Origin of the sequence: Massilia aurea (assembly GCF_040790145.1) — a bacterium.
Lineage (GTDB): Bacteria > Pseudomonadota > Gammaproteobacteria > Burkholderiales > Burkholderiaceae_D > Telluria > Telluria aurea_C.
Genome location: NZ_JBFMMP010000010.1, coordinates 74,657 through 98,313 on the forward strand (window position 1 = coordinate 74,657; position 23,657 = coordinate 98,313).

Genomic DNA, 23,657 nt, shown 5'->3' on the forward strand with positions numbered 1-23,657 from the left:
GTGGGTCCCCGTTAAAAATCGCCCGGCCCGAACTTCGGCAGGGTCGCGCTGAGCTGGTCCTGGTGCATGCCGGCGCCCAGCGGCGCACGCGGCGCGCCGCGCCAGTCTTCCGGCGTATTGAAAGCGACTTGCTCCTTGTGGCTGTGGATCACGAACAGGATCTTGTTGCGCCAGATTTCCTGGAACCGTTCCATGCTCACGACGCGGTTGCCGGTCGACGGATCGCCGATCAGGATGCGGCCGTCTTCGGCGCCCTTGACGACGACAAAATGGTTGAAGCCGCGGTCGGTGATCAGGACAATGGCCGGCAGTTTTTCAGCGATCAGTTTTTCGATGGGCAGCTTGAAGCCGTCGGCGCGAAAACCGCGCGTGGCCAAAAAGCGCTGCATGTCGAGCAGCGAAAAACCTTCTTTATGGATCTTGGTCTTGTCGCCTGTGGCGTACATCTGCTGGAACACGTCCTGTTCGGGCGTCGGCGTGTGATAGTGGTGCGACAGCAGCGTGGCCAGCGCGGCGGCGCCGCAGCTGTAGTCATATTGCTGGCGCAGGGTGCGCTGGAACTTGATGTCCTTGAGACTGGTGACCGGTACATTGACGCGCCCGACCCCGGCCAGATCAAGCGCAGTCGCACCCTGCGGCGCCAGCAGGGCGCCGCACAGTGCGATCAGAAAAAAGCCTCGTGTCATGCTCATTGCAATTGCAGGTTGATGACGGTCGCGTTCTGGATCAGGACGTTCGCGCCGGAGTTCTGGATCACGACCGGCAAGCCCGACGAATTGGCGAACGAGCCGCCGCTGATCACGTTCATCCCGGTAGTGACGTTGGTGGCCGTGTTGTTGCCGACCGTGCCGCCCAGCGTCGCCTCGGTGGTGATGATGTCGGCGCCGCCGCGCAGGTCGCCGAGGATGGCGGCGTCGGTGGTCTTGCCCCAGGCGCTCGCGAGATCGTCGCCGGCTGCCGGCGCCACGTTCACGCTCGACAGAAAGCTCACCACCACCGGCAGCTTGGCCGGTTCGGTGGCCTGGGCGGCCGGTGGCAGGACAGCGCCTGCCGCCAGCAAGATACATCCAATCTGGTGGAATCGTTTCATGGTGCCTCGCTCGATAGAACCGCCATGCGGGCAAAGCGCCGCATGGCGGGAGTCAGGCGCAGGCAAGCCGGTGGCTGCCTGCGCCTGACCCGTTGCCTGATTACTGGACGCCGCCGCTTGGCGCGGTGCCGCCGACGTTCATGTTCGACTGAACATTGACGCTTTGCTGGATCAGCGAGGAGAAGCCATTGTTCTGGCTGATGATCGAGATACCGGCTGCCGACTGGGCAATGTTGTTCATCGAGTTCGACATGTCGAACGAGCCTGCGGTGACGTTGTTGGTGCCGCCATCGCCGCCGGCGCCCGCGCCGCCGAAGCCGCCGGTTCCTGCACCGGCAACCATTTCGCCACCCGAGCCGCCTGCGCCCGAGGTGGTCGCACCACCGGCGCCGCCGCTGCCGCCGGCGCCCGATGTTGCATCACCCGAGGTGGCCGAGCCGCCCGTGGCCGAACCGCCGGTGGACGCGCCGCCCGCGCCGCCGGTGCCGGTCGATGCGGTCGCTTCGGCGCCCGAACCGCCCATGCCGCCGTCGCCGGCCGTACCACCCTGGCCCGCACCGCCTGCGCCGCCGGTGCCGGTTGCACCGTTGCCGCCCATGCCGGCCGTGCCTGCTGCGCCCGAACCACCGGTGCCTGCCGTGCCGGTGGCGCCTGCGCCACCCGTGCCGGCCAGTGCCGCGCCAGCGCCGCCGGTGCCGCCGGTCGAGGCGCCGCCTGCTGCGCCGCTACCCGACGTGTTCGATGCCGCTTCGCCCGAGCCGCCGGCGCCGCCAGCTGCACCCGCGCCGCCCATGCCTGCCATCGAGTCGCCAGCGCCGTTGGTGCTCGCGCCGCTCGTCGGGCTACCAGCCGTGCTGGTGCCGCCGGTATTGGTCGGTGCGCCGCTGGCGCCGCCGGTGCCGGCCGTTTCGGTGCCCGGCATGCCGCCTGCGCCCGAGGTCGCCGTGGCATCGCCGATGCTGGCCGCGCCGCCGCCAGCGCCGTTCGAAGCGGTCAGGCTCGAGCCCGATGAGGTGCCGCCCATGCCACCCGCGCCGCCCAGGCCGCCTGCTGCGCCTGCGCCGCCCGTTGCCGAACCGGTGCCGCCGCCGGCGCCGCCCGCGCCGCCTGCTGCGACGCCGCTGGCGCCGCCATTGCCGCCAGCCAGCGAACCGGTCGCGCCACCGGCGCCACCGATGGCCGCGCCGCCTGCCGCGCCCGAGCCGCCATTGGCCGCGCCGCCTGCTGCACCTGCGCCGCCCGTGCCCATGCCGCCTGCGGCGCCATTGCCGCCGGCAGCGTAGCCGCCCATGGCCCCGGCAGCGCCTGCGCCGCCAGTGGCGCCCGCAGCACCGGTTGCGCCACCGGCGCCGCCAGCTGCGTTACCGACGGTCGAGGCGCCGGTCGATGCCGTGCCTGCTGCTGCATAGCCACCCGCGCCGCCTGCCGCGCCTGCCGCACCCGAGGCTGCACCGCCGGCTGCGCCAGTACCGCTGGCCGCGCCGCCATTGCCGACGCCGCCTGCCGCACCGACACCGGCTGCGCCATTCGCGCCGCCGGTGTTTTGCGCGGTGTTGCCGATGTTGCTGATGGTGTTGCCACTGACGTTGCCGGTCAGGGCGCTGGTCGATGTTGCCGACGACGTGTTGAACGAATTCGCCACCGACGAGCTTGCGCTGCCGCCGTTGTTGGCTGCTGCTGCGCCGGCCACTTCGGCATTGGCGTCACCCGAGCTGTTGTTCTGGCCCGAGCTGTCCTGGCTGCTGTCGCTGCTGTTGGTGGTCGTGGTGGTGGTCGCGATGTCGGTCGTGTCGTTGCTGTCGATCGTCGTCGTGTTGGTGCGGGTGTCGGACTGGTTGCTGGTCTGGCTGTTGCTGTTGGTCGTCGTGTTGTTCGTGACGCGGTTGTCGGAGTTGTCCACCTGGTTGTTGGCGGTGTTCGTGGTGGTGCTGGTGTTCGTGTTGGTATTGGTGGCCGTGTTGTTACTGTCGTTCTGGCTGTTGTTGGTATTCGTGCTGGTGTTGGTGGCCGTGTTGTTGCTGTCGTTCTGGCTATTGTTGGTGTTCGTGTTCGTGCTCGTGCTCGTGTTGGTGTTGGTGTTGGTCGCCGTGTTGTTGCTGTCGGTCTGGCTATTGTTGGTGTTGGTCGACGTGTTGGTATTGGTTGCCGTGTTGTTGCTGTCGGCCTGGCTGTTGTTGGTGTTGGTCGCGATGTTGTTGCTGTTGGCCTGGCTGTTGTCGGTGCTGGTATTGGTGGTCGTCGCAGTGTTATTGCTGTTGCGGGAGTCGGTGAGCGAGCTGTTGTCGGTGTTGGTATTGGTCGTGTTGAGCATCGTCGACGTTTGGGTGTTGCCGCCACGGACGTCGTTTACGGTGTTCTCTTGTGCGTGAGCCATGCTGAATGCCAGGGCGATCGCGGTTGCCAGGATAGTGCGCTTCATTGTTGCTCCCCTAATATCACTGTTTAAGTTTCCCGAGGTCCCGTGACGCTCGGTCCACTTCCGTAATAGCAGGTCTCGTGCCAGCGAAGCTCGCCTGTTCAAGTCATTGATTTTGTAGGAGTTGTTTGATGAGTTTGCCTTGCGATCGGTAGAACAATGAAGCATGCCAATAGCTGTATCGACAACTGTCTCGGGCGTGTTACAGAGTTGTCGAACAGGTCATCAAACTGTATCAAACTGTAACCAGCAGGCTTGGTGCCCAGAGTGAGCAACGCCACTTGGCGTGCTGCCCGATGGCAAGCACGCTGCATGAAATCACTGTGAATTCAAGGGGGAACGCGGTAGGACGTGGCTGACGCCATGTGAAGAATGACGCTTACACCGAAATCTCGTGCTTGGCCATCAGGCGATACAGCGTCATGCGCGATACACCCAGCTCGCGCGCGGCGCGGCTGATGTTGTTGCCAGTGCGCGCCAGGCTTTCGCCGATGGCCACGCGCTCGGCGCTCAGACGCGAGGACCCCAGGCCCACGCCTTCACCCAGCGGGCAGATCTGGCCGACGCCCGGCAGATCCAGGTCTTCCGGCATGATCAGGCGATGTTCAGCCAGCACCATGGCGCGGCGCACCCGGTTGATCAGCTCGCGCACATTGCCGGGCCAGTCGTAGCGCGCCATGGCGAGCAAGGCTTCGCGACTGACGCCCTTGAGTTGCGGGCTGCGTTCGCTGGCGAATTTGTTGAAGATGAGATCGGTCAGCAGCGGCAAGTCTTCCTTGCGTTCACGTAGCGCCGGGACGCGAATCGGGAACACGCTCAGGCGGTAGTACAAGTCTTCGCGGAAGCGTCCTTCTGCCACGGCCTGAGGCAGGTTCACGTGCGTGGCGGTGATCACGCGCGCGTCGACGGCGATGGTGCGGGTGCCGCCGACCCGGTAGATCACGCGCTCTTGCAAGAAGCGCAGCAAGCTCGCCTGCAGGTCGAGCGGCAGGTCGCCGATCTCGTCAAGGAAAATGCTGCCGCCGGACGCCGCTTCGAGCAAGCCCTGCTTGTCGCGCGTGGCGCCGGTGAATGCGCCGCGTTCGTGGCCGAACAATTCTGAATGGATCAGCGCCGGCGCCATTGCCGCGCAATTGATGGCGATGAACGGGCCCGAGGCGCGCTGCGACTGCAGATGAATCTCCTGCGCCGCCAATTCCTTGCCACTGCCGCTTTCTCCGCAAATCAAGACCGGCGCGTCGACCGCGGCGATCTTGTCGATGTGCGAGCGCAGGCGGGCGATGGCGCCTGACATTCCGTCGATATGGCTGTGGCGCGTGGCGCCCCCGTGCGGGGCCACGCGCGCGGCCATCGTCGCCATGCCGTGGGCGTGGCCCAGCGAGTGCTGCAGCCGCAGCGTGTCGACCGGCTGGGTATGAAAGTCGAACAGGTGGGCCGCGATCAGTTCGCGCAGCGCCGGCTGGTCGAGGCGGTGCGCGTCGAATACGCCAACCCAGCGCATGTGGTGGTGCTGGTGCAGGAAGCGTTCGATCCCGGCGTCGTCCGCGCCATCGCTGCTGTCGAGCAGGAGGCCCACGCCATAATGCTGCTGGGACAATACCTTGCGCGCGGCAGCCAGGTGCTCGACGACGCACACATCCCAACCAGGCATGGCGCCGTGGCAGGCGTGGGCATGCGCGCTGCCCTTGCTCGTAATGCAGATAAGACGTTTAACCGGCACTGTTGTCCTCATCATGACGCGTTGACACCCGCTACGCTGCCATGCATCCCGGCACACCACGGGGACCATTCAACGGCGATGGGAGCAACAACCGGCACAGCGCCGGCCGAAAAATAATGTTAATTAAACCAAAAATGCAGAAAGCATGGCGCACAACCATTGATAAAAATCTAATGACAAGTGCAAAATCGAACTAAACGTTTGATATTTCGCATTGTGAAGTGAAAATAGAGTGTGTCTCTTGGTATTGATCTTAGTCCTGGCCGCTGTATGCGGATAGGGGTGCGCAACGTGATTTTCGCCGAAATAACCCAGCGTGCGTAGATGCGTTGCGGGTATCCCACAAGACAAAGAAGTTGAATCCAAACAGCTACGTCGTACGTAATCGCCCGTCACCGAACGCCATCTCGTACCGCCTTGCAGGCGGCGCGGCCCCTTGTTCGCGTCCTTGTATAATGTGGCAACCCCTAACCTGCCTGCATATATGACGAACACCACCCACTTCGGCTACAAAACCGTCGCCGAGGACCAGAAGGTCCAGGAAGTCGCCAAGGTCTTCCACTCGGTCGCCGCGAAGTACGATGTCATGAACGATCTGATGTCGGCCGGCCTGCACCGCGCCTGGAAGCTGTTTACGATCGCGCAGGCGGGCGTGCGGCCCGGCTTCAAGGTGCTCGACATCGCCGGTGGCACGGGCGACCTGGCCAAGGCCTTTGCCAGGCAGGCGGGCAAGTCGGGCGAAGTCTGGCTCACCGATATCAACGAGTCGATGCTGCGCGTTGGCCGCGATCGTCTCTTGAACAAGGGGCTTGTCACCCCAACCATGTTGTGTAACGCCGAAAAATTGCCGTTCCCTGACAATTACTTCGACCGCGTCAGCGTGGCCTTTGGCCTGCGCAATATGACGCACAAGGATCAGGCCCTGGCCGAGATGCACCGCGTGCTCAAGCCTGGCGGCAAATTGCTGGTACTTGAATTTTCTAAAGTGATCGCGCCGCTGCAAAAGCCCTACGACGTGTATTCGTTCTCGGTGCTGCCGTGGCTGGGCCAGAAGATCGCGGGCGACGCCGAAAGCTATCGCTACCTGGCCGAATCGATCCGCATGCACCCCGACCAGGACACCCTGAAGGGCATGATGCAAGAGGCGGGACTGGAACGGGTCCAGTATTTCAACCTGACGGCGGGTGTGGCCGCTTTGCACACCGGTATCAAACTGTAGTTTCAACACACAAGGACGGAGACAATGAAAAAATTCCTGGTCACGACGCTCCTCGCAGTCACCGCATTCTCGATGGTGGCCGAGGCCTTCGCGCGCCCGATGGGCGGCAAGCGCTCGGTGGGCCGCCAGTCGCAGGCTGTGCGCCAGATGCCGGCCCCGGCGCCGGCACCCGCACAGAACATGCAGCGCCAGACCCCGAACCAGGCCACGCCAGCCGCCGCCGGTGCAACGGCCGGCGCGGCGGGCGCTGCGGCAGCGGCCAAAAAACCAAGCATGATGCGCAATATCCTGGGCGGCGCACTGCTGGGCCTGGGCCTGGGCATGCTGCTGTCGCACCTGGGCATTGGCGGCGCGATGGCCAGTATCATCGCCGGCATCCTGATGTTCGCGCTGTTCGGCCTCGTCATCCTGTTCCTGGTGCGCATGTTCCGCCGCAAGGACACGCCAGCCAATCCATCGGCAGCCGGTTTCGGCGGCTTCAAGCCGCAGGCAGCTGGTGGCGTTGGCACGCCTGAAATTGGCTCGGGGCTGCGTCCGCAGCCAACCGCGTACCAGGGCGGCGTCGCGCTGGACAAAGGCGGTTTGCATTCGACGGGCTTCGGCAATGCCGCCGCACCAGCCGCGCACCAGCAATGGGGCGTGCCGGCCGACTTCGACAGCGAGAGCTTCCTGCGTCACGCCAAATCGTCGTTCATCCGCATGCAGGCGGCATGGGACCGCGGCGACACGAACGACCTGCGCGAATTCACCTCGCCTGAAGTGTTTGCCGAACTGAAATTGCAGATCCAGGAGCGCGGCGCGGTCGCCGACTTCACCGACGTCGTCAATATCGATGCGCAGTTGCTCGGCATCGAGCAGACCGCCACCGATTACCTGGCCAGCGTACAGTTCAACGCCATGATCCGCAGCGCGAAAGATGCGCTGCCAGAGCCGTTCGTCGAGGTCTGGAATATGTCCAAGCCGCTCTCTGGCGCGGGTGGTTGGGTGCTGGCCGGCATCCAGCAGCCGAATTAAATGTGCCTTAAACCGACGGAATTATTTTTCCGCAAACAATCCGTGTCACCGGGTGTGCGCCCGGCGAACTGGTAAGATCAAAACCGCCCGAATCAACCCGGGCGGTTTTGTTTTTTGAGGGTTAGTCTCGCCATGTTTTCGAATCTTCCATTCCGGTCGACCCTGTCGCCCGAGCGCGCGCTGGCCGTGCCAGCCGTCGCCGCGATCAACCACTTGCTGGCCCAGGAAGCCTGGGCGCGGGCCGCGCTCGCACGTCATGTCGGCAAACAAGCTTGCATCGATGCCGGCGTGGTCGAACTGCGCGTGCTGGTCGCAAAAGACGGCCTGTTCGAGGCGAGCCAGGACGCCGGCCCGGCCAACGTCACCATCCGCATCAAGCCGGCCGACCTGCCGCTGATCGCGCAAGACCGCACGCGCGCGCTGTCGTACGTGAAGATCGAGGGCGACGCCGAATTTGCCAACGTGATCTCGCAACTGGCCAATGGCCTGCGCTGGGACGCCGAGTACGATCTTGAAAAAGTGGTGGGCCCGGTTGGCGCCTATCGCCTGCACCAGGGCGCACAGCGCGTCGTCAGCGGCCTGGGCGAAGCAGGGCGCCGCCTGGCCGAGAACGTCGCCGAATTTCTGGCCGACGAGCGGCCGGTGCTGGTGCGGCCCGCCCAGCGCGACGCTTTCGCCGCTGACGTCGTGCGCCTGCGCGACGACGTCGAGCGCAGCGCCAAGCGCATCGCGCGGCTCGAGCAAGCGCTGGCCCAACGCAGCGCCGGCCAACCTTCTTTCACTAATGCTTCAAGCGCAGACCAGAATCCGGATCGTCGATGATATTGAAATTCCTGCGCCTGCTGCGCATTCTCACCGTCTTCACCAAGTACGGCCTGGACGAAATCGCCGTCACCAGCATCAACGCACCGCGCACCGCGCGCCTGATGAACACGTTCTTCTTCTGGCGCACGATCACGTCGCCGCGCGCCGTGCGCCTGCGCCAGGCGCTGGAAGAGCTGGGCCCGATCTTCGTGAAATTCGGTCAGGTGCTCTCGACCCGGCGCGACCTGGTGCCGCCCGATATCGCCGACGAACTGGCCATGCTGCAAGACCGCGTGCCGCCGTTCGGCTCGGATCTGGCCGTGGCGCAGATCACGCGCTCGCTCGGCACCCATCCCGATCAGTTGTTCGCGCACTTCGAGCGCGAGCCGGTGGCCTCGGCCTCGATCGCCCAGGTGCACTTCGCCACCCTGAAAAATGGTAAAGAAGTCGCCGTGAAGGTACTGCGGCCCGGCATGAAGAAATTGATCGACGAAGACATGGCGCTGATGCGCATGGCCGCCAATCTGATCGAAGCGGTCTGGAGCGAAGCGCGGCGCCTGAAGCCGCGCGAGGTCGTGGCCGAATTCGACAAGTACCTGCACGACGAACTCGATCTGATGCGCGAGGCGGCCAACGCCAGCCAGCTGCGCCGCAACTTCGCCAACTCCACGCTGCTGATGGTGCCCGAGATGTATTGGGACTATTGCTCGAGCAGCGTGATCGTGATGGAGCGCATGCACGGCTTGCCGGTATCGCAGATCGACCGCCTGGCCGCGGCCGGGGTCGACCTCAAGAAGTTGTCGAGCGATGGCGTGGAGATCTTCTTCACCCAAGTGTTCCGTGACGGTTTCTTCCACGCCGATATGCACCCCGGGAATATCCTGGTGTCGACCGCGCCGGAAACGCTGGGCCGCTATATCGCGCTGGACTTCGGCATCGTCGGCACCCTGACCGACTTCGACAAGGATTACCTGTCGCAGAACTTTTTGGCGTTCTTCCAACGCGACTACAAGCGCGTGGCCGAAGCGCACATCGAATCGGGCTGGGCGCCGCCGAGCACGCGCGTCGATGAACTCGAATCGGCCGTGCGCGCCTGCTGCGAGCCGATTTTCGACCGGCCACTGAAGGACATCTCGTTCGGCCAGATTTTATTGCGCCTGTTCCAGACCTCGCGCCGCTTCAATGTCGAAGTGCAGCCGCAACTGGTGCTGCTGCAAAAGACGCTGCTCAATATTGAAGGCCTGGGCCGTCAGCTCGACCCGGATCTGGATTTGTGGAAGACCGCGAAACCGTACCTCGAACGCTGGATGGCGGAGCAGGTGGGCTGGCAAGGCCTGGTCGAGCGCCTGAAGGCCGAGGCGCCGCGCTACGCGCAGATCTTCCCGCAACTGCCGCGCCTGGTGCACCAGGCGCTCGAACGCGAGTCGAAGGGGCAGCACCCGCACATTGCCAATGCCGAGATGATGGCGATGCTGGTGGTGGAGCAGCGCCGCACCAATCGCATGCTCACGTTCCTGACCTTGTTGGCGACGGGCTTTTGCGCCGGGCTCACGGCGCTGTACTTCCTGTAACCGGGCGGCCAAGAAAAAGCCCGCTTGCGCGGGCCCGATAAGCTGTGTTCTTTTATGGGCGGCGCTGATGCAGACATCTCGCCGCCTTCTGTTTCTTCAAGGAACGCGTATTACATCACCAATGGCGATGCACGGGCAAATGAATCGGCGTTGAAGATGGTGAAAAACAACATCGGAACGCCCAGTATCGTTGACGTCGGCGCCATTGTGCCTCTGCCAAGCCGCATTCCGTAAAAGCCGCGGCAAAAGCTTTATAATTCAGGGTTTTGAAGATTTTTGCGGAGCACCAGAATGCCGATTTATGCCTATCGCTGCGAAGAATGCGGTTTTTCCAAAGATGTACTGCAAAAGATATCGGATCCGGTCCTGACCGTCTGCCCATCCTGCGCCAAGCCATCGTTCAAGAAGCAGGTGACTGCGGCCGGCTTCCAGCTCAAGGGCTCGGGCTGGTACGTGACCGATTTCCGTGGCGGCACGCCGCCGGCGACCGGCACTGCCGCCGGGGTTGCCGGCGCATCCGGCGAGCCGGGCGCACCTGCGGCGCCGGCAACGCCAGCCGCCGCCGCGCCAGCCCCGGCCGCGCCAGCCACGGGCAGCAGTGGTACCGGCAGCAGCGGCGGCGACAAGAGCAGCACCTGATCGCAGCGGCATCGCGCCGCGCCAACAAGAATAACGGGATAATCCGATGCGTAAATATTTCATCACCGGCCTGCTGGTGCTGGTGCCCTTGGCCATCACGGCCTGGGTCCTGAGCCTGATCATCAGCACACTCGACCAGTCCCTGATGTTCGTGCCGGCCGCCTGGCAGCCGCGCCAGTTCTTCGGCATGGACGTGCCGGGTATCGGCGCGGTGCTGACGCTGGCCATCGTGTTCGTCACGGGCCTGCTCACCAATAACCTGGTCGGCAAGTACGTCGTGCGCGTGGGCGAGCGCCTGCTCAAGCGCGTGCCGGTCGTCAGCTCGCTCTACGGCAGCGTCAAGCAAGTCTCGGACACGCTGTTCTCGTCCTCCGGCAATGCCTTTCGCCAGGCGGTCCTGATCCCGTATCCGCACGCCGATTCGTATACGATCGCGTTTCTCACCGGCGTGCCGGGCGGCGACGTGAGCAACCACCTGGTGGGCGACTTCGTGAGCGTGTACGTGCCCACGACGCCGAACCCGACCTCGGGCTTTTTCCTGATGATGGAACGCAGCCGTGTGAAAGAACTCGACATGACCGTCGACGCGGCGCTCAAGTACATCGTCTCGATGGGCGTGGTCGCGCCGAACCATGTGCCGCTCAGTGCTGCAAATATCGCTGCTGCCAAATAACGCACCACAGAATCTGGGCCGCCCGTGATGGCGGCGCCGACAAATCAACCAACCTGGAACGAAAACTATGTCCACCATGCGTACCAATTACTGCGGCCTCGTCACCGAGGAACTGCTGGGCCAAACCGTCAGCCTGTGCGGCTGGGTGCACCGCCGCCGTGACCACGGCGGTGTGATCTTCATCGACCTGCGCGACCGCGAAGGCCTGGTGCAGGTGGTCTGCCATCCGGACAACGCCGCCGTCTTCAAGGCTGCCGAGCACGTGCGTAACGAGTATTGCCTGCGCATCGTCGGCACCGTGACCAACCGCCTCGAAGGCACCGTCAACGCCAACCTGGCGTCGGGCAAGATCGAAGTGACCGCAACCGAAGTCGAAGTGCTCAACGCCTCGGTGCCTGTGCCGTTCCAGCTGGACGACGACAACCTGTCGGAAACCACCCGCCTGACGCACCGCGTGCTCGACCTGCGCCGCGGCCAGATGCAGCACAACCTGAAGCTGCGCTACAAGGTCTCGATGGAAGTGCGCAAGTACCTCGACAACCTGGGCTTCATCGACATCGAAACCCCGATGCTGACCAAGTCGACCCCGGAAGGCGCGCGCGACTACCTGGTGCCGTCGCGTGTCAACGCGGGCAACTTCTTCGCGCTGCCGCAGTCGCCGCAGCTGTTCAAGCAGCTGCTGATGGTCGCCAACTTCGACCGCTACTACCAGATCACCAAGTGCTTCCGCGACGAAGACCTGCGCGCCGACCGCCAGCCTGAATTCACCCAGATCGACTGCGAAACCTCGTTCCTGACCGAGCAAGAGATTCGCGACATGTTCGAAGAAATGATGCGCGTGGTGTTCAAGAACACCACCGGCATCGAACTGCCGAACCCATTCCCGGTGATGGACTTCGCCACCGCGATGGCGATGTACGGTTCCGATAAACCCGACATGCGCGTCAAGCTCGAGTTCACCGAACTGACCGAACTGATGAAGACGGTCGAGTTCAAGGTGTTCAACAGCGCCGCCAACCTGCCTAACGGCCGCGTGGTCGGCATGCGCGTGCCGCAGGGCGGTTCGATGCCGCGTTCGGAGATCGATGCCTACACCCAGTTCGTCGCGATCTACGGCGCCCGTGGCCTGGCCTACATCAAGGTCAACGAGAAGGCAAAAGGCCGTGACGGCCTGCAGTCGCCGATCGTCAAGAACCTGTCCGACGAGGTGCTCGCGCAAGTGATGGAACTGACGGGCGCGCAAGACGGCGACCTGATCTTCTTCGGCGCCGATAAAGCCAAGGTCGTCAACGATGCCCTGGGCGCGCTGCGCGTGAAGATCGGCCACTCCGAATTCGGCAAGAAGGCCGGCCTGTTCGACGACGTCTGGTCGCCGCTGTGGGTGATCGACTTCCCGATGTTCGACTACGACGAGGACGGCGACCGCTGGACCGCGACGCACCACCCGTTCACGGCCCCGAAAGACGGCCACGAAGACATGCTCGAGACCAATCCGGGCGCCTGCATCGCCAAGGCCTACGACATGGTCCTGAACGGTTGGGAACTCGGTGGCGGTTCGATCCGTATTCACCGCGAAGAAGTCCAGAGCAAGGTGTTCCGCGCGCTGAAGATCGATGCCGAAGAAGCGCAGCTCAAATTTGGTTTCTTGCTGGATGCGCTGCAATACGGCGCGCCGCCGCACGGTGGCCTGGCCTTTGGCCTGGATCGCCTGATCACGCTGATGACGGGCTCGGAGTCGATCCGCGACGTGATCGCGTTCCCGAAAACGCAGCGCGCGCAGTGCTTGCTGACCAATGCGCCGTCCGAAGTCGACGAGAAGCAATTGAAAGAGCTGCATATTCGCCTGCGTAACGAACCGAAGGTCGCGTAATGGTGTCGGGCCGGCGGCAGCCGCCGCCGGCCCGATCGCCTGGCTTCTGTTGCCATGCAAGCCTACAAGATCCCCGAATCGGTGCTGGTCGTCATCCACACGTCCGACCTGGACGTGCTGGTGATCGAACGCGCCGGTCCGCCGGGGCTCTGGCAGTCGGTCACCGGCTCGCTCGATCGGCTCGACGAGCCGCTGTCAGAGACTGCCGCGCGCGAACTGTTCGAAGAGACCGGTATCCTTGTCGACGGCGAACAAATCATCTTGCGTGACTGGCAGTTGTCGAATATCTACGAAATCTATCCCGTCTGGCGTCACCGCTACGCTCCCGGCGTGACCCGGAATACCGAGCACGTATTCTCTGTTTGCGTACCGCGCGACATCCCCATCACTCTCAGTCCACGCGAACACGTTGCCTGCGCCTGGCTGCCTTGCCTTGAAGCGGCCGACCGCTGCTTCTCGTCCTCGAATGCCGAAGCGATCCTGCAACTGTCCCACCAGCTCGCGCGTTGGTATCCTGTGAAATAAAATTTCTTTGATGTAGTATTTTTGCAATGAACGTTCAGCCGGCGCCGGCAACACACCCACGGCGCACGATTGGGTCTGTTTCACGAGAACAGCGGTCCGATCCGGGTAGAATGTTCCCATGAAAATTCGTGTGGCTACCTATAACATTCACAAGGGCGTCTCCTCCTTGCGCAGCACGCCCCGCGTGATCGCACTGAAGAAAGCGATCGCTGAATTCGACGCGAATGTCGTCTTTCTGCAAGAGGTCCAGGGCCGGCACGACCGGCACCAGGCACGCTTTGGCAAGGAAGACCGTGGCCATCGCCACTGGCCCGAAACGGCCCAGTACGATTATTTCGCCTCCGACCTGCACCACACGGCCTACGGCATGAACGCGGTCTACGACCACGGCCACCACGGCAATGCGCTGCTGAGCACCTATCCCATTGAAAACTCGCACAACCACGACGTCTCGGATCACGCCTACGAGCAGCGCGGCATCCTGCACTGCGTGCTGGGCACGCCCGAGTGTCCGGTGCACTGCTATGTGGTGCACCTGGGCCTGTTCGAAGGCGGGCGCGGGCGTCAGACGCAGTCGCTGATCGACGCCGTCAATTCATCCGCGCCGAACGGCGAGCCGGTGATCATCGCGGGCGACTTCAACGACTGGCGCAACACGCTGTCCGACAAGCTGCGCACCGGCCTGGGCGTGACCGAAGTGTTCGACGAACTGGGCCCGCGCTCGCCGATGGGCGACATGGTGCGCAGCTGGGCCGGCCGCAAGCCGCGCCTGGCGCCGGCGCGCACGTTCCCGGCGATGCTGCCGTGGTTCCGGCTCGATCGTATCTACGTGCGCGGCTTCAAGGTCAATTCCGCGCAGGTGATGCACGGCCCCCTGTGGGCCAAGCTGTCCGACCACGCACCGATCGTGGCGGAACTCGAGCTGGGCTGAGGCCACGCGGCCGCTCGCATGCGCAGCCTCACCTTCGTCGACCACAACGACATCACCCTGCTGGAGAGTGGCGTCGCGTTCTTCCCGGCGCTGATTGCCGCGCTCGACGCCGCGCAGCACGAGGTGCTGTTCGAAACCTATATCTTCGCCGAAGACGAAACGGGTGACGCCATACGTGACGCCCTGGCGCGCGCCGCCCGGCGCGGCGTGAAGGTGCGGGTGCTGGTCGACTGGTTCGGCACCGGCCACCGCGTCACCTCGCGGCTCGGCCTGGTGCTGACCGATGCCGGCGCCCAGTATCGCGTGTTCAATCCGCTGTGCAAGCGCGGCATCGCCCGCTCGCACCGCAAGATCACGGTGATCGACCGCGAGATCGCCTTTGTCGGCGGCATCAATGTCAACGATGACTGGCTGTGCGACCACGCCGACGGCCACCGGCTGCCGGCGCCGCGCTGGGATTTCACGGTGCGGCTGCGCGGCCCGCTCGTCGCGCAGATCCACCACGAAGCGCAAGGCCAATGGACGCGCACCGGCCGCCTGCGCCTGCGCAAGCGCCTGGAACTGTTTCGCGAGATGCGCAAGCAGCCGCCGCCATCGTGCGCGAGTCCCGCCCGCGCTGCATTCGTGGTGCGCGACAACCTGCGCAATCGCACGACCATCCAGCGCGCCTATCTGCAGGCGCTGGGCCACGCGCGCCACAGCGTGCTGCTGGCCACGCCATACTTTGCACCGGGCCGCAAGTTTCGCAAGGCGCTCGCCCACGCGGCCCAACGCGGCGTCGCCGTCACGCTGCTCATCGGGGTAGGGGAGTTCGCTATCCAGGACGCGGTGGCGCAATCGTTTTACCCAAAACTGCTGGCCGACGGCATCCGCGTGGTCGAGTACCGCAAGACGCAGCTGCACGCGAAGGTGGCGGTGGTGGACGACAACTGGGCCACGGTCGGCTCGAGCAATTGCGACGGCCTGTCGCTGTTCGTGAACCAGGAAGCCAATGTGGTGGTGGACGATCCGATTTTTTCGGCCTCGATGCGCGCGCATATCGAACGCGGGATCGCGGACGGGGTCGAGGTCTGTCCGCACGAATTTGCCGACATCGGCTGGCTGCGCCGCGCGGTCAACGGCTGCGCGTATTTCGGCTATAAACTCGTGATGCGGGTGTGCGCGATCGGGTACTCGTAATAAAGGATACAAGAATGGACAAAGACAAAGAAAGCGTCCGGCTGGACAAATGGTTGTGGGCAGCGCGCTTTTTCAAGACGCGCTCGCTGGCGCAAGATGCGGTGGAGCGGGGCCGGGTGCGCATCGACGGCGAAGCGGTCAAGCCCGCGCGCACGGTCAAGATCAACGACAAGATGACCATCGATAACGGCTCGGATCGCTGGGAAATCATCGTGGCCGCCATCTCGGGCGCGCGCGGCGGCGCCCCGGTGGCGCGCACGCTGTATTTCGAGACCGACGAGAGCATCGCCAAGCGCGAAAATGACAAGGTGGCGAGGCGCCTGTACCCTGAGCCGAGCCTTGACATCAAGGGGCGCCCGACCAAGCAGGATCGGCGCGCCCTGAGCCGCGCGACCGAGGAGTAAAGCACCTGAGCGGACCGATACGCCAGCGCTCATGCCTTCGTCAGCATCAATACGTCGTTCCAGCGAAGGCTGGAACCCAAGTCCGCTGCGGGCCGCTATCAGTTTTTGCGGCAACGATGCCGACATGAGGTTCCAGCCTACGCTGGAACGACGTTTTCAGGTCAACGGTACTATGCTGTGCAGCAGTGAATCATCTTGGGAACTCACTCCCCGCGCCGCGTGCAAATGCCTACCCGGTTTCGCCAAAAATGCTGTACCTTTATCGCTGAAACGACCAAGCCCTTTCTGCCACCCACGGCGGCTGGAAGGGCCAGCGCTGCGGCACGTTCTCCCTGTGCCAATCGTTGTCAAGCATCACTAGACTGCCACCTCTAAGTTCCCGTTTGACATTCCAGGCCCGATAGATAATAGTACGAGCGTTCGGATTTTTTCGAGACCAGGGGAAGCTATCAGTACTTCAGCAAAATTCATGCGCAAGGGCGAACAGACGCGGGCGGCCATTCTCGACGTCGCGCTCGAGCTCGCCAGCCGCAATGGCCTCGAAGGCTTGACGATCGGCCTCCTGGCCGACCGGATGAGCATGAGCAAATCCGGCGTGTTCGCCCATTTCGGTTCGCGCGAAGACCTGCAGCTCGAGGTGGTCAAGCTGTACCACCACCGTTTCGAGCAAGAGGTTTTCTACCCGAGCATCAAGGAAACCCGCGGCCTGCCGCGCCTGGTGGCGATGTACACGCGCTGGGTCAAGCGCGTGTCGGTCGAGATCGCATCCGGCTGCATCTATATCAGCGGGGCCGTCGAGTATGACGACCGCGAAGGCCCGATCCGCGAAGAGCTGGTGTCGATGGTGCGCGCCTGGCAGGGCGCCTTGCTGCGCAGCGTGCAGCAGGCGATCGAACTGCAGCACCTGCGCGCCGGTGTCGACGCCGAGCAGCTGGTGTTCGAGATGCATGGCCTGATCCTGGCGCTGCATCACGATGCGCGTTTCCTGCGTAATCCCGGCGCTGTCGAACGGGCGCGCGCCGGCTTCGAGCGCCTGATCGAACATTACCGCAACCACCAACAATCGCAAGACCACCAGGCGGCATAAGGCCGCCTGTCACGTCCAATAATCGTCACATTCTTCAGGAGAAAACCATGGGTCAGTACGTCGCGCCAATCCGGGATATGCAGTTCGTTCTGCACGAGTTCCTCAATGTCACCGAAGAATTCAAGGATCTGCCGAAATACCAGGAAATCGATGCCGACATCATCAACCAGGTACTCGAAGAAGGTGCAAAATTCACCCAGGAAGTGCTGTTCCCGCTGAACCACTCGGGCGACCGCGAAGGCTGCACGTTCAACGCGGCCGACAAATCCGTGACCACGCCGAAGGGTTTCAAGGGGGCTTATAAGCAGTACGTCGAAGGCGGCTGGGCGGCGCTGGCGTGCGATCCGGAATACGGCGGCCAGGGCTTGCCGATCACGCTGAACAATTCGTTCTACGAGATGCTCAATTCGTCGAACCAGGCCTGGTCGATGTACCCGGGCCTGTCGCATGGCGCCTACGAGTGCCTGCTCGAACACGGCACCGACGACCAGAAACGCCTGTACCTGCCAAAACTGGTGTCGGGCGAATGGACCGGCACCATGTGCCTGACCGAAGCGCACTGCGGCACCGACCTGGGCCTCCTGCGCTCGAAGGCCGAACCGCAAGGCGACGGCACTTACCTGATCACCGGCTCGAAGATTTTCATCTCGGCCGGCGAACACGACATCTCGGACAACATCATCCACCTGGTACTGGCACGCTTGCCCGACGCGCCGGAAGGCTCGAAAGGCATCTCGCTGTTTTTGGTGCCGAAGTTCATGCCGAACGAAGACGGTTCGCTGGGCGAGCGCAACGGCATCGCCTGCGGCGCCATCGAAGAGAAGATGGGCATCCACGGCAACTCGACCTGCCAGATGAACCTGGACAGCGCGCGCGGCACCCTGATCGGCCAGCCGCACAAGGGCCTGCAGGCGATGTTCGTGTTCATGAACGCGGCCCGCCTGGGCGTGGGCATGCAATCGCTGGGCCTGACCGAAGTGGCATACCAGAACGCGCTGGCGTATGCGAAAGACCGCATCCAGATGCGCAGCCTGTCGGGCCCGAAAGCACCGGACAAGCCAGCCGACCCGATCATCGTGCACCCGGACGTGCGCCGCATGCTGCTGACGGCGAAAGCCTACGCCGAAGGCGGCCGCGCGTTCTCGTCATACGTCGCGCTGCAGATCGACCGTGAACTGAACCATACCGACGAAGACGTGCGCAAGGAAGCGGCTGACGAAGTCGCACTGCTCACGCCGATCATCAAGGCATTCATTACCGACAACGGCTGGATCGCGACGTCCGAAGCGATGCAGGTCTACGGCGGCCACGGCTACATCGCCGAGTGGGGCATGGAGCAGTACGTGCGCGACGCGCGCATCAACATGATCTACGAAGGCACCAACACCATCCAGTCGCTCGATCTGCTGGGCCGCAAGATCCTGATGGACAACGGCGCCAAGCTGCGCAAGTTCGGCGAGAAGATCAAGTCGTTTGTCGAAGACAACGGCCTGGACGAGGCAATGTCGGAATTCGTCACGCCGCTGGGCGAGCTGGGCGACAAAGTCACCAAGCTGACGATGGAAATCGGCATGAAGGCCTTCCAGAACCCGGACGAAGTGGGCGCCGCCGCCGTGCCTTACCTGCGCGTTGCCGGCCACCTGGTCTACAGCTACCTGTTCGCGCAGCAAGCCAAGATCGCACTGGCCAAACTCGACTCGGGCGACAAGTTCTACGAAGCCAAGCTGGCAACCATCCGCTTCTACTTCGCGCGCCTGTATCCCGAGACCGCGATGCTGATCCGCCAGGCACGTTCGGGCGCCGCGAACCTGACGGCGCTGGATGCTGATCTGTTCTAACAAAACACAGAGCCGTCGCTTCGGCTGCGTTGGCAGCATGGCGACACTCAAGACCGTCATTCCCGCGTAGGCGGGAATCCAAGTTCAGCGCAGTGGTAACGCGTGCAAACTTAGGTTCCCGCCTTCGCGGGAACGACGAGCCAACCAAGGAATAAGGAATACACATGTCCAATTTCATCGTCAAGAAAGTCGCCGTCCTCGGCGCCGGCGTGATGGGTGCGCAAATCGCCGCCCACTGCGTGAACGCCAAGGTGCCAGTCGTCCTGTTCGACCTGCCTGCCAAAGAGGGTCCAAAGAACGGCATCGTCCTGCGCGCCATCGAGAACCTGAAAAAACTGTCGCCAGCTCCGCTGGGCAACAAGGATGATGCGGCCCTGATCGAAGTAGCCAACTACGAGGACAACCTCGACGTCCTGGCTGGCTGCGACCTGATCATCGAAGCCATCGCCGAGCGCATGGACTGGAAACATGACCTGTACGCCAAGGTCGCGCCGCATATCGCGCCGAACGCGATCTTCGCGTCGAACACCTCGGGCCTGTCGATCAACAAGCTGGCCGAAGGGTTTGACAGTGAGCTCAAGGCCCGTTTCTGCGGCGTGCACTTCTTCAACCCACCGCGCTACATGCACCTGGTGGAACTGATCCCGACCACGGACACGCGTCCTGAAATCCTGGACCAGCTCGAAACGTTCCTGACCTCGACCCTGGGCAAGGGCGTCGTGCGCGCGAAAGACACCCCGAACTTCATCGCCAACCGCGTCGGCATCTTCGGCATGCTGGCCACGATGGTCGAAGCCGAGAAATTCGGCCTGAGCGTGGATGTGGTCGACGACCTGACCGGCGCAAAACTGGGTCGCGCCAAGTCGGGTACCTTCCGCACGGCGGACGTGGTCGGCCTGGACACGATGGGCCATGTGATCAAGACCATGCAAGACAACCTGAAGGACGACCCGTTCTTCAACGTCTACAAGACCCCGGCCATCCTGGCCAAGCTGATCGAAAAAGGCGCGCTCGGCCAGAAATCGGGCGCGGGCTTCTACAAGAAGGTCGGCAAGGAGATCCAGCGCCTGGACTTCGCCACTGGTGACTACGTGACCGGCGGCGGCAAAGCGGCCGACATCGTCGCGCGCATCCTGAAAGAAAAAGACCCGGTCAAGAAATTCAAGGCCATGCGCGAGTCGACCAACCCGCAGGCGCAGTTCCTGTGGGCGATCTTCCGCGATGCCTTCCACTACATCGCGTTCCACCTCGAGTCGATCGCCGACAACGCGCGCGACATCGACTTCGCGATGCGCTGGGGCTTCGGCTGGAGCGTCGGCCCGTTCGAAACGTGGCAGGGCGCCGGCTGGACCCAGATCGCGCAGTGGGTGAAAGAAGACATCGAGGCCGGCAAAGCGCTGTCGGATGCACCGCTGCCAGCCTGGGTCTTCGAAGGCCAGGTTGCAGAGAAGGGCGTGCACACGCCGGAAGGTTCGTACTCGGTGGCGAGCAGTGGCTACGTGCCGCTGTCCGATCTGCCGGTGTACCAGCGCCAGCAGTTCCGCGCACCGGTCGTGGGCCTCGGCGCCGCCGATCCAAAAACCGCCGGCACCACCGTGTTCGAAGACGACTCGGTGCGCCTGTGGCACTCGGACGACGCCGTACTGGTCGTCTCGCTCAAGACCAAGATGCACGTCATCGGCGATGGCGTCATCAAGGGCCTGCAGCGCGCGCTGAAAGAAGCCGAAGCCGGCTTCAAGGGCATCGTGATCTGGAACACTGACGCGGCCGAAGGCGGCGCGTTCTCGGCCGGCGCCGACCTGCAATCGGCCCTGCCAGCCTTCATGGCCGGCGGCGCGAAGGCGATGGAGCCGATCGTGCGCGAGCTGCAAGACACCTTCATGGCGCTCAAGTACTCGAACGTGCCGGTGGTTGCGGCAGTGGCGGGCCTGGCGCTGGGCGGCGGCTGCGAGCTGGCGCTGCATGCGTCGAAACGCGTGGCGTCGATCGAGTCGTATATCGGCCTGGTCGAAGTGGGCGTGGGCCTGGTGCCGGCCGGCGGCGGCCTGAAAGAAGCGGCGCTGCGCGCGGCAACTGAAGCCAAGGGCAACGACATCCTGCAATTTTTGAAAAACGGCTTCATGAACGCGGCCACCGCGCAAGTGTCGAAATCGGCGCTCGAAGCCAAGGCCATGGGCTACCTGAAGGAAGACGACGTGATTGTCTTCAATGCGTATGAACTGCTGCACGTGGCGAAAACCACCGCGCGCGCCATGTTCGACGCCGGTTATCGGGCGCCGGTGCGCCGCACGTTCCCGGTCACCGGCCGTTACGGCTGGGGCACCATCCGCGGCCAGATGGTCAATATGCGCGACGGCGGCTTCATCTCGGCCTATGACTACCAGCTGGGCGACACCATCGCCGAGATCGTCACCGGCGGCGACATCGACCAGGGCAGTGTGGTCAGCGAGCAGTGGATCCTCGACCTGGAACGCAAGGCGTTCGTGGCACTGCTGAACAATCCGAAAACGCAGGAACGCATCATGGGCATGATGCAGACCGGCAAGCCAGTGCGCAACTAAGCGTCGACAGAACAGGACACTGACATGAGCAAACAACTTCAAGACGCATACATCGTCGCAGCGACCCGCACCCCGATCGGCAAGGCGCCGCGCGGCATGTTCAACAAGACCCGCCCGGACGACCTGCTGGTGCACGCGATCCGCGGCGCCATGGCGGCCGTGCCGAACCTGGACCCGGCGCTGATCATCGATGCGATCATCGGCTGCTCGTTCCCGGAAGCCGAGCAGGGCTTCAACATCGCCCGTAACTCGGTGGTGCTGGCCGGCCTGCCAAACACCGTGGGCGGCGTGACAGTCAACCGTTACTGCGCCTCGGGCATCACCGCGCTGGCGATGGCGGCCGACCGCATCCGCGTGGGCGAAGCCGACGTGATGATCGCCGGCGGCGTCGAATCGATGTCGATGGTGCCGATGATGGGCCACCACCCTTCGATCAATATGGACACGTTCAAGGACGAGAACGTGGGCCTGGCCTACGGCATGGGCCTGACGGCCGAGAATGTCGCCAACCAGTGGAAGATCTCGCGCGAAGACCAGGACGCCTTTGGCCTGGAATCGCACCGCCGCGCCATTGCCGCGCAGCAGGCCGGCTACTTCAAGGACGAGATCACCCCGGTCGAGGTCATCACCCGCACGCCAAACCTGGCCACTGGCCAGATCGACATCAAGAAGCGCACCGTCGATACCGACGAAGGCCCGCGCGCCGACGCCAGCATGGAAAGCATGGGCAAGCTCAAGCCGGTCTTCGCGGCCAAGGGCTCGGTGACCGCCGCGACCTCGTCGCAGATGTCGGACGGCGCCGGTGCGCTGATCGTCGTCAGCGAAAAAATCCTGCGCGAGCACAACCTGACGCCGCTGGCCAAGTTCTCGTCGTTCGCCGTGCGCGGCGTGCCGCCAGAGATCATGGGCATCGGTCCGAAGTTCGCGATCCCTGCAGCGCTGGCCGCCGCCGGCATCACGCAAGACCAGCTGGACTGGATCGAGCTGAACGAAGCGTTTGCCGCGCAGGCACTGGCCGTGATTCGCGACCTGAATCTCGACACCAGCAAGGTCAACCCGCTGGGCGGCGCGATCGCCCTGGGCCACCCATTGGGCGCCACCGGCGCGATCCGCGCCGCGACCGTCGTGCACGCGCTGCGTCGGAATAACCTGAAGTACGGCATGGTGACGATGTGCGTCGGCGCCGGCATGGGCGCGGCGGGCATCATCGAACGCGTGTAATCAAGCGCCAGCCATCACCGCGTGGGCGGGGCATGCCAGTCATGTCCCGCCCACGCGTCCATCCGACGTACAGAATAATGCGGAGACCACCACCATGACCATCCTGACCACCACCGCCGACGGCATCCTCACCATCACCTTCAACCGTCTCGAGCGCAAGAACGCCATCACCGGCGCGATGTACCAGACGATGGCCGACGCCTTGACCGCCGCCGAAGAAGACACGAACGTGCGCGCCATCCTGATCACCGGCCAGCCCGAGATTTTCACGGCCGGGAATGACCTCGATGATTTTCTGAACAACGCCGGCGAAGGCGCCATGACGGCTGACCGTCCCGTGTTCCAGTTCATGCTGGCGCTGGAAGCCTGCACCAAACCGGTGGTCGCTGCCGTGGCCGGCGCCGCCGTCGGCATCGGCACCACGCTGCTGATGCACTGCGACCTGGTCTACGCGGCCGACAACGCCAAGTTCTCGATGCCGTTCACGCAACTGGGCCTGTGCCCCGAGTTTGCGTCGTCGCTGCTGATCGCGCAGGCGGCCGGCTACACGCGCGCCGCTGAAAAGCTGATGCTGGGCGAGCCGTTTTTGGCGCAAGAGGCGTTGGAGATGGGGATCGTCGCGCGCGTGCTGCCGGCCGCTGAACTGCTGGCGTTCGCGCAGGCGCAGGCGGCGAAACTGGTCAAGCTGCCGCCCGCATCGATCCGGACGACCAAGGCGCTGATGCGCCGCTCGCGCACTGCGCAAGTGAAAGACACGATCGCGGCCGAGAACGAGCGCTTCAGCGCGATGCTCGGTGGGGCCGAAGCGAAAGAGGCGTTCACCGCGTTCTTCGAGAAGCGCAAGCCGGATTTCAGCAAGTTCGACTGAGGTATACCGCGTTCAACCTGACAGGAG

Annotated in this window: 20 protein-coding genes; 16 read left to right on the forward strand and 4 right to left on the reverse strand. The window is 63.7% G+C overall.

The features are described from left to right. Positions 1–11: 11 nt before the first annotated feature. The 4 genes from AB2N08_RS14955 to AB2N08_RS14970 all read right to left on the reverse strand — a co-directional run bounded on the left by AB2N08_RS14955 (position 12) and on the right by AB2N08_RS14970 (position 5,226). Positions 12–692, reverse strand: coding sequence for a C39 family peptidase (locus AB2N08_RS14955; protein WP_367611452.1), 681 nt, complete (start codon positions 690–692; stop codon positions 12–14). After that, positions 689–1,090, reverse strand: a complete 402-nt coding sequence (locus tag AB2N08_RS14960) for a hypothetical protein (protein WP_367611453.1) — start codon at positions 1,088–1,090, stop codon at positions 689–691. The genes AB2N08_RS14955 and AB2N08_RS14960 overlap by 4 nt, the downstream gene beginning before the upstream one ends. Positions 1,091–1,190: 100 nt before the next feature. Further along, the gene (locus AB2N08_RS14965) at positions 1,191–3,509 is read right to left on the reverse strand and encodes a hypothetical protein (RefSeq protein WP_367611454.1); all 2,319 of its coding nucleotides are present in this window, start codon (positions 3,507–3,509) and stop codon (positions 1,191–1,193) included. 376 nt (positions 3,510–3,885) lie between these two features. Continuing rightward, complete coding sequence (locus AB2N08_RS14970) at positions 3,886–5,226, reverse strand: sigma-54 dependent transcriptional regulator (RefSeq protein WP_367611455.1); 1,341 nt, start codon at positions 5,224–5,226, stop codon at positions 3,886–3,888. A 484-nt stretch (positions 5,227–5,710) separates the two neighbouring features. On the opposite strand from AB2N08_RS14970, the gene ubiE reads away from it, so the two are divergent. The 16 genes from ubiE (at position 5,711) to AB2N08_RS15050 (ending at position 23,630) form a co-directional block, all read left to right on the forward strand. Beyond that, positions 5,711–6,445 carry a bifunctional demethylmenaquinone methyltransferase/2-methoxy-6-polyprenyl-1,4-benzoquinol methylase UbiE gene (gene ubiE, locus AB2N08_RS14975; RefSeq protein WP_367611456.1) on the forward strand — a complete coding sequence of 245 codons (735 nt, stop codon included), beginning with the start codon at positions 5,711–5,713 and terminating at the stop codon, positions 6,443–6,445. Positions 6,446–6,469: 24 nt separating this feature from the next. Next, positions 6,470–7,459 (forward strand): Tim44 domain-containing protein, encoded by a 990-nt coding sequence (locus AB2N08_RS14980; RefSeq protein WP_367611457.1) that lies wholly within the window; start codon positions 6,470–6,472, stop codon positions 7,457–7,459. Positions 7,460–7,591: 132 nt separating this feature from the next. Continuing rightward, complete coding sequence (locus tag AB2N08_RS14985; protein WP_367611458.1) at positions 7,592–8,281, forward strand: ubiquinone biosynthesis accessory factor UbiJ; 690 nt, start codon at positions 7,592–7,594, stop codon at positions 8,279–8,281. After that, positions 8,278–9,834 carry a ubiquinone biosynthesis regulatory protein kinase UbiB gene (gene ubiB, locus AB2N08_RS14990; RefSeq protein WP_367611459.1) on the forward strand — a complete coding sequence of 519 codons (1,557 nt, stop codon included), beginning with the start codon at positions 8,278–8,280 and terminating at the stop codon, positions 9,832–9,834. Before AB2N08_RS14985 ends, ubiB begins: the two co-directional genes overlap by 4 nt. Positions 9,835–10,125: 291 nt before the next feature. Beyond that, the gene (locus AB2N08_RS14995) at positions 10,126–10,473 is read left to right on the forward strand and encodes an FmdB family zinc ribbon protein (protein ID WP_367611460.1); all 348 of its coding nucleotides are present in this window, start codon (positions 10,126–10,128) and stop codon (positions 10,471–10,473) included. 46 nt (positions 10,474–10,519) lie between these two features. Further along, positions 10,520–11,146 (forward strand): DUF502 domain-containing protein, encoded by a 627-nt coding sequence (locus tag AB2N08_RS15000; RefSeq protein WP_367611461.1) that lies wholly within the window; start codon positions 10,520–10,522, stop codon positions 11,144–11,146. 67 nt (positions 11,147–11,213) lie between these two features. Next, entirely contained in the window at positions 11,214–13,016 is a 1,803-nt protein-coding gene (gene aspS / locus AB2N08_RS15005; protein ID WP_367611462.1) for an aspartate--tRNA ligase, read from the forward strand. A 54-nt stretch (positions 13,017–13,070) separates the two neighbouring features. After that, a complete protein-coding gene (gene nudB / locus AB2N08_RS15010) occupies positions 13,071–13,541 on the forward strand; it encodes a dihydroneopterin triphosphate diphosphatase (RefSeq protein ID WP_367611463.1) in 471 nt (156 codons plus the stop codon). Between the two features lie 118 nt (positions 13,542–13,659). Continuing rightward, positions 13,660–14,472 (forward strand): endonuclease/exonuclease/phosphatase family protein, encoded by an 813-nt coding sequence (locus tag AB2N08_RS15015; RefSeq protein WP_367611464.1) that lies wholly within the window; start codon positions 13,660–13,662, stop codon positions 14,470–14,472. Between the two features lie 18 nt (positions 14,473–14,490). Then, the gene (clsB, locus tag AB2N08_RS15020) at positions 14,491–15,651 is read left to right on the forward strand and encodes a cardiolipin synthase ClsB (protein WP_367611466.1); all 1,161 of its coding nucleotides are present in this window, start codon (positions 14,491–14,493) and stop codon (positions 15,649–15,651) included. Between the two features lie 14 nt (positions 15,652–15,665). After that, a complete protein-coding gene (locus AB2N08_RS15025) occupies positions 15,666–16,055 on the forward strand; it encodes an RNA-binding S4 domain-containing protein (RefSeq protein ID WP_367611467.1) in 390 nt (129 codons plus the stop codon). Between the two features lie 469 nt (positions 16,056–16,524). Continuing rightward, positions 16,525–17,142 (forward strand): TetR/AcrR family transcriptional regulator, encoded by a 618-nt coding sequence (locus tag AB2N08_RS15030; RefSeq protein WP_367611468.1) that lies wholly within the window; start codon positions 16,525–16,527, stop codon positions 17,140–17,142. A 47-nt stretch (positions 17,143–17,189) separates the two neighbouring features. Continuing rightward, positions 17,190–18,980 (forward strand): acyl-CoA dehydrogenase C-terminal domain-containing protein, encoded by a 1,791-nt coding sequence (locus tag AB2N08_RS15035; protein WP_367611469.1) that lies wholly within the window; start codon positions 17,190–17,192, stop codon positions 18,978–18,980. A gap of 164 nt (positions 18,981–19,144) precedes the next feature. Continuing rightward, entirely contained in the window at positions 19,145–21,541 is a 2,397-nt protein-coding gene (locus tag AB2N08_RS15040) for a 3-hydroxyacyl-CoA dehydrogenase/enoyl-CoA hydratase family protein (RefSeq protein ID WP_367611470.1), read from the forward strand. A gap of 24 nt (positions 21,542–21,565) precedes the next feature. Then, complete coding sequence (locus AB2N08_RS15045; protein WP_367611471.1) at positions 21,566–22,762, forward strand: acetyl-CoA C-acyltransferase; 1,197 nt, start codon at positions 21,566–21,568, stop codon at positions 22,760–22,762. Positions 22,763–22,856: 94 nt separating this feature from the next. Beyond that, positions 22,857–23,630, forward strand: a complete 774-nt coding sequence (locus tag AB2N08_RS15050) for an enoyl-CoA hydratase (protein WP_367611472.1) — start codon at positions 22,857–22,859, stop codon at positions 23,628–23,630. Positions 23,631–23,657 lie beyond the last annotated feature (27 nt).

What these genes read in the sequence shown, in the direction of transcription:
- AB2N08_RS15040 (WP_367611470.1), top strand. Translation starts at nt 19,145, where the DNA reads ATGTCCAATTTCATCGTCAAGAAAGTCGCCGTCCTCGGCGCCGGCGTG.
- ubiE (WP_367611456.1), top strand. Translation starts at nt 5,711, where the DNA reads ATGACGAACACCACCCACTTCGGCTACAAAACCGTCGCCGAGGACCAG.
- AB2N08_RS14965 (WP_367611454.1), bottom strand. Translation starts at nt 3,509, where the DNA reads ATGAAGCGCACTATCCTGGCAACCGCGATCGCCCTGGCATTCAGCATG.
- AB2N08_RS15045 (WP_367611471.1), top strand. Translation starts at nt 21,566, where the DNA reads ATGAGCAAACAACTTCAAGACGCATACATCGTCGCAGCGACCCGCACC.
- AB2N08_RS14960 (WP_367611453.1), bottom strand. Translation starts at nt 1,090, where the DNA reads ATGAAACGATTCCACCAGATTGGATGTATCTTGCTGGCGGCAGGCGCT.
- nudB (WP_367611463.1), top strand. Translation starts at nt 13,071, where the DNA reads ATGCAAGCCTACAAGATCCCCGAATCGGTGCTGGTCGTCATCCACACG.
- AB2N08_RS15015 (WP_367611464.1), top strand. Translation starts at nt 13,660, where the DNA reads ATGAAAATTCGTGTGGCTACCTATAACATTCACAAGGGCGTCTCCTCC.
- clsB (WP_367611466.1), top strand. Translation starts at nt 14,491, where the DNA reads ATGCGCAGCCTCACCTTCGTCGACCACAACGACATCACCCTGCTGGAG.
- ubiB (WP_367611459.1), top strand. Translation starts at nt 8,278, where the DNA reads ATGATATTGAAATTCCTGCGCCTGCTGCGCATTCTCACCGTCTTCACC.
- AB2N08_RS14985 (WP_367611458.1), top strand. Translation starts at nt 7,592, where the DNA reads ATGTTTTCGAATCTTCCATTCCGGTCGACCCTGTCGCCCGAGCGCGCG.
- AB2N08_RS15050 (WP_367611472.1), top strand. Translation starts at nt 22,857, where the DNA reads ATGACCATCCTGACCACCACCGCCGACGGCATCCTCACCATCACCTTC.
- AB2N08_RS15000 (WP_367611461.1), top strand. Translation starts at nt 10,520, where the DNA reads ATGCGTAAATATTTCATCACCGGCCTGCTGGTGCTGGTGCCCTTGGCC.
- aspS (WP_367611462.1), top strand. Translation starts at nt 11,214, where the DNA reads ATGTCCACCATGCGTACCAATTACTGCGGCCTCGTCACCGAGGAACTG.
- AB2N08_RS15025 (WP_367611467.1), top strand. Translation starts at nt 15,666, where the DNA reads ATGGACAAAGACAAAGAAAGCGTCCGGCTGGACAAATGGTTGTGGGCA.
- AB2N08_RS14995 (WP_367611460.1), top strand. Translation starts at nt 10,126, where the DNA reads ATGCCGATTTATGCCTATCGCTGCGAAGAATGCGGTTTTTCCAAAGAT.
- AB2N08_RS15035 (WP_367611469.1), top strand. Translation starts at nt 17,190, where the DNA reads ATGGGTCAGTACGTCGCGCCAATCCGGGATATGCAGTTCGTTCTGCAC.
- AB2N08_RS15030 (WP_367611468.1), top strand. Translation starts at nt 16,525, where the DNA reads ATGCGCAAGGGCGAACAGACGCGGGCGGCCATTCTCGACGTCGCGCTC.
- AB2N08_RS14955 (WP_367611452.1), bottom strand. Translation starts at nt 692, where the DNA reads ATGAGCATGACACGAGGCTTTTTTCTGATCGCACTGTGCGGCGCCCTG.
- AB2N08_RS14980 (WP_367611457.1), top strand. Translation starts at nt 6,470, where the DNA reads ATGAAAAAATTCCTGGTCACGACGCTCCTCGCAGTCACCGCATTCTCG.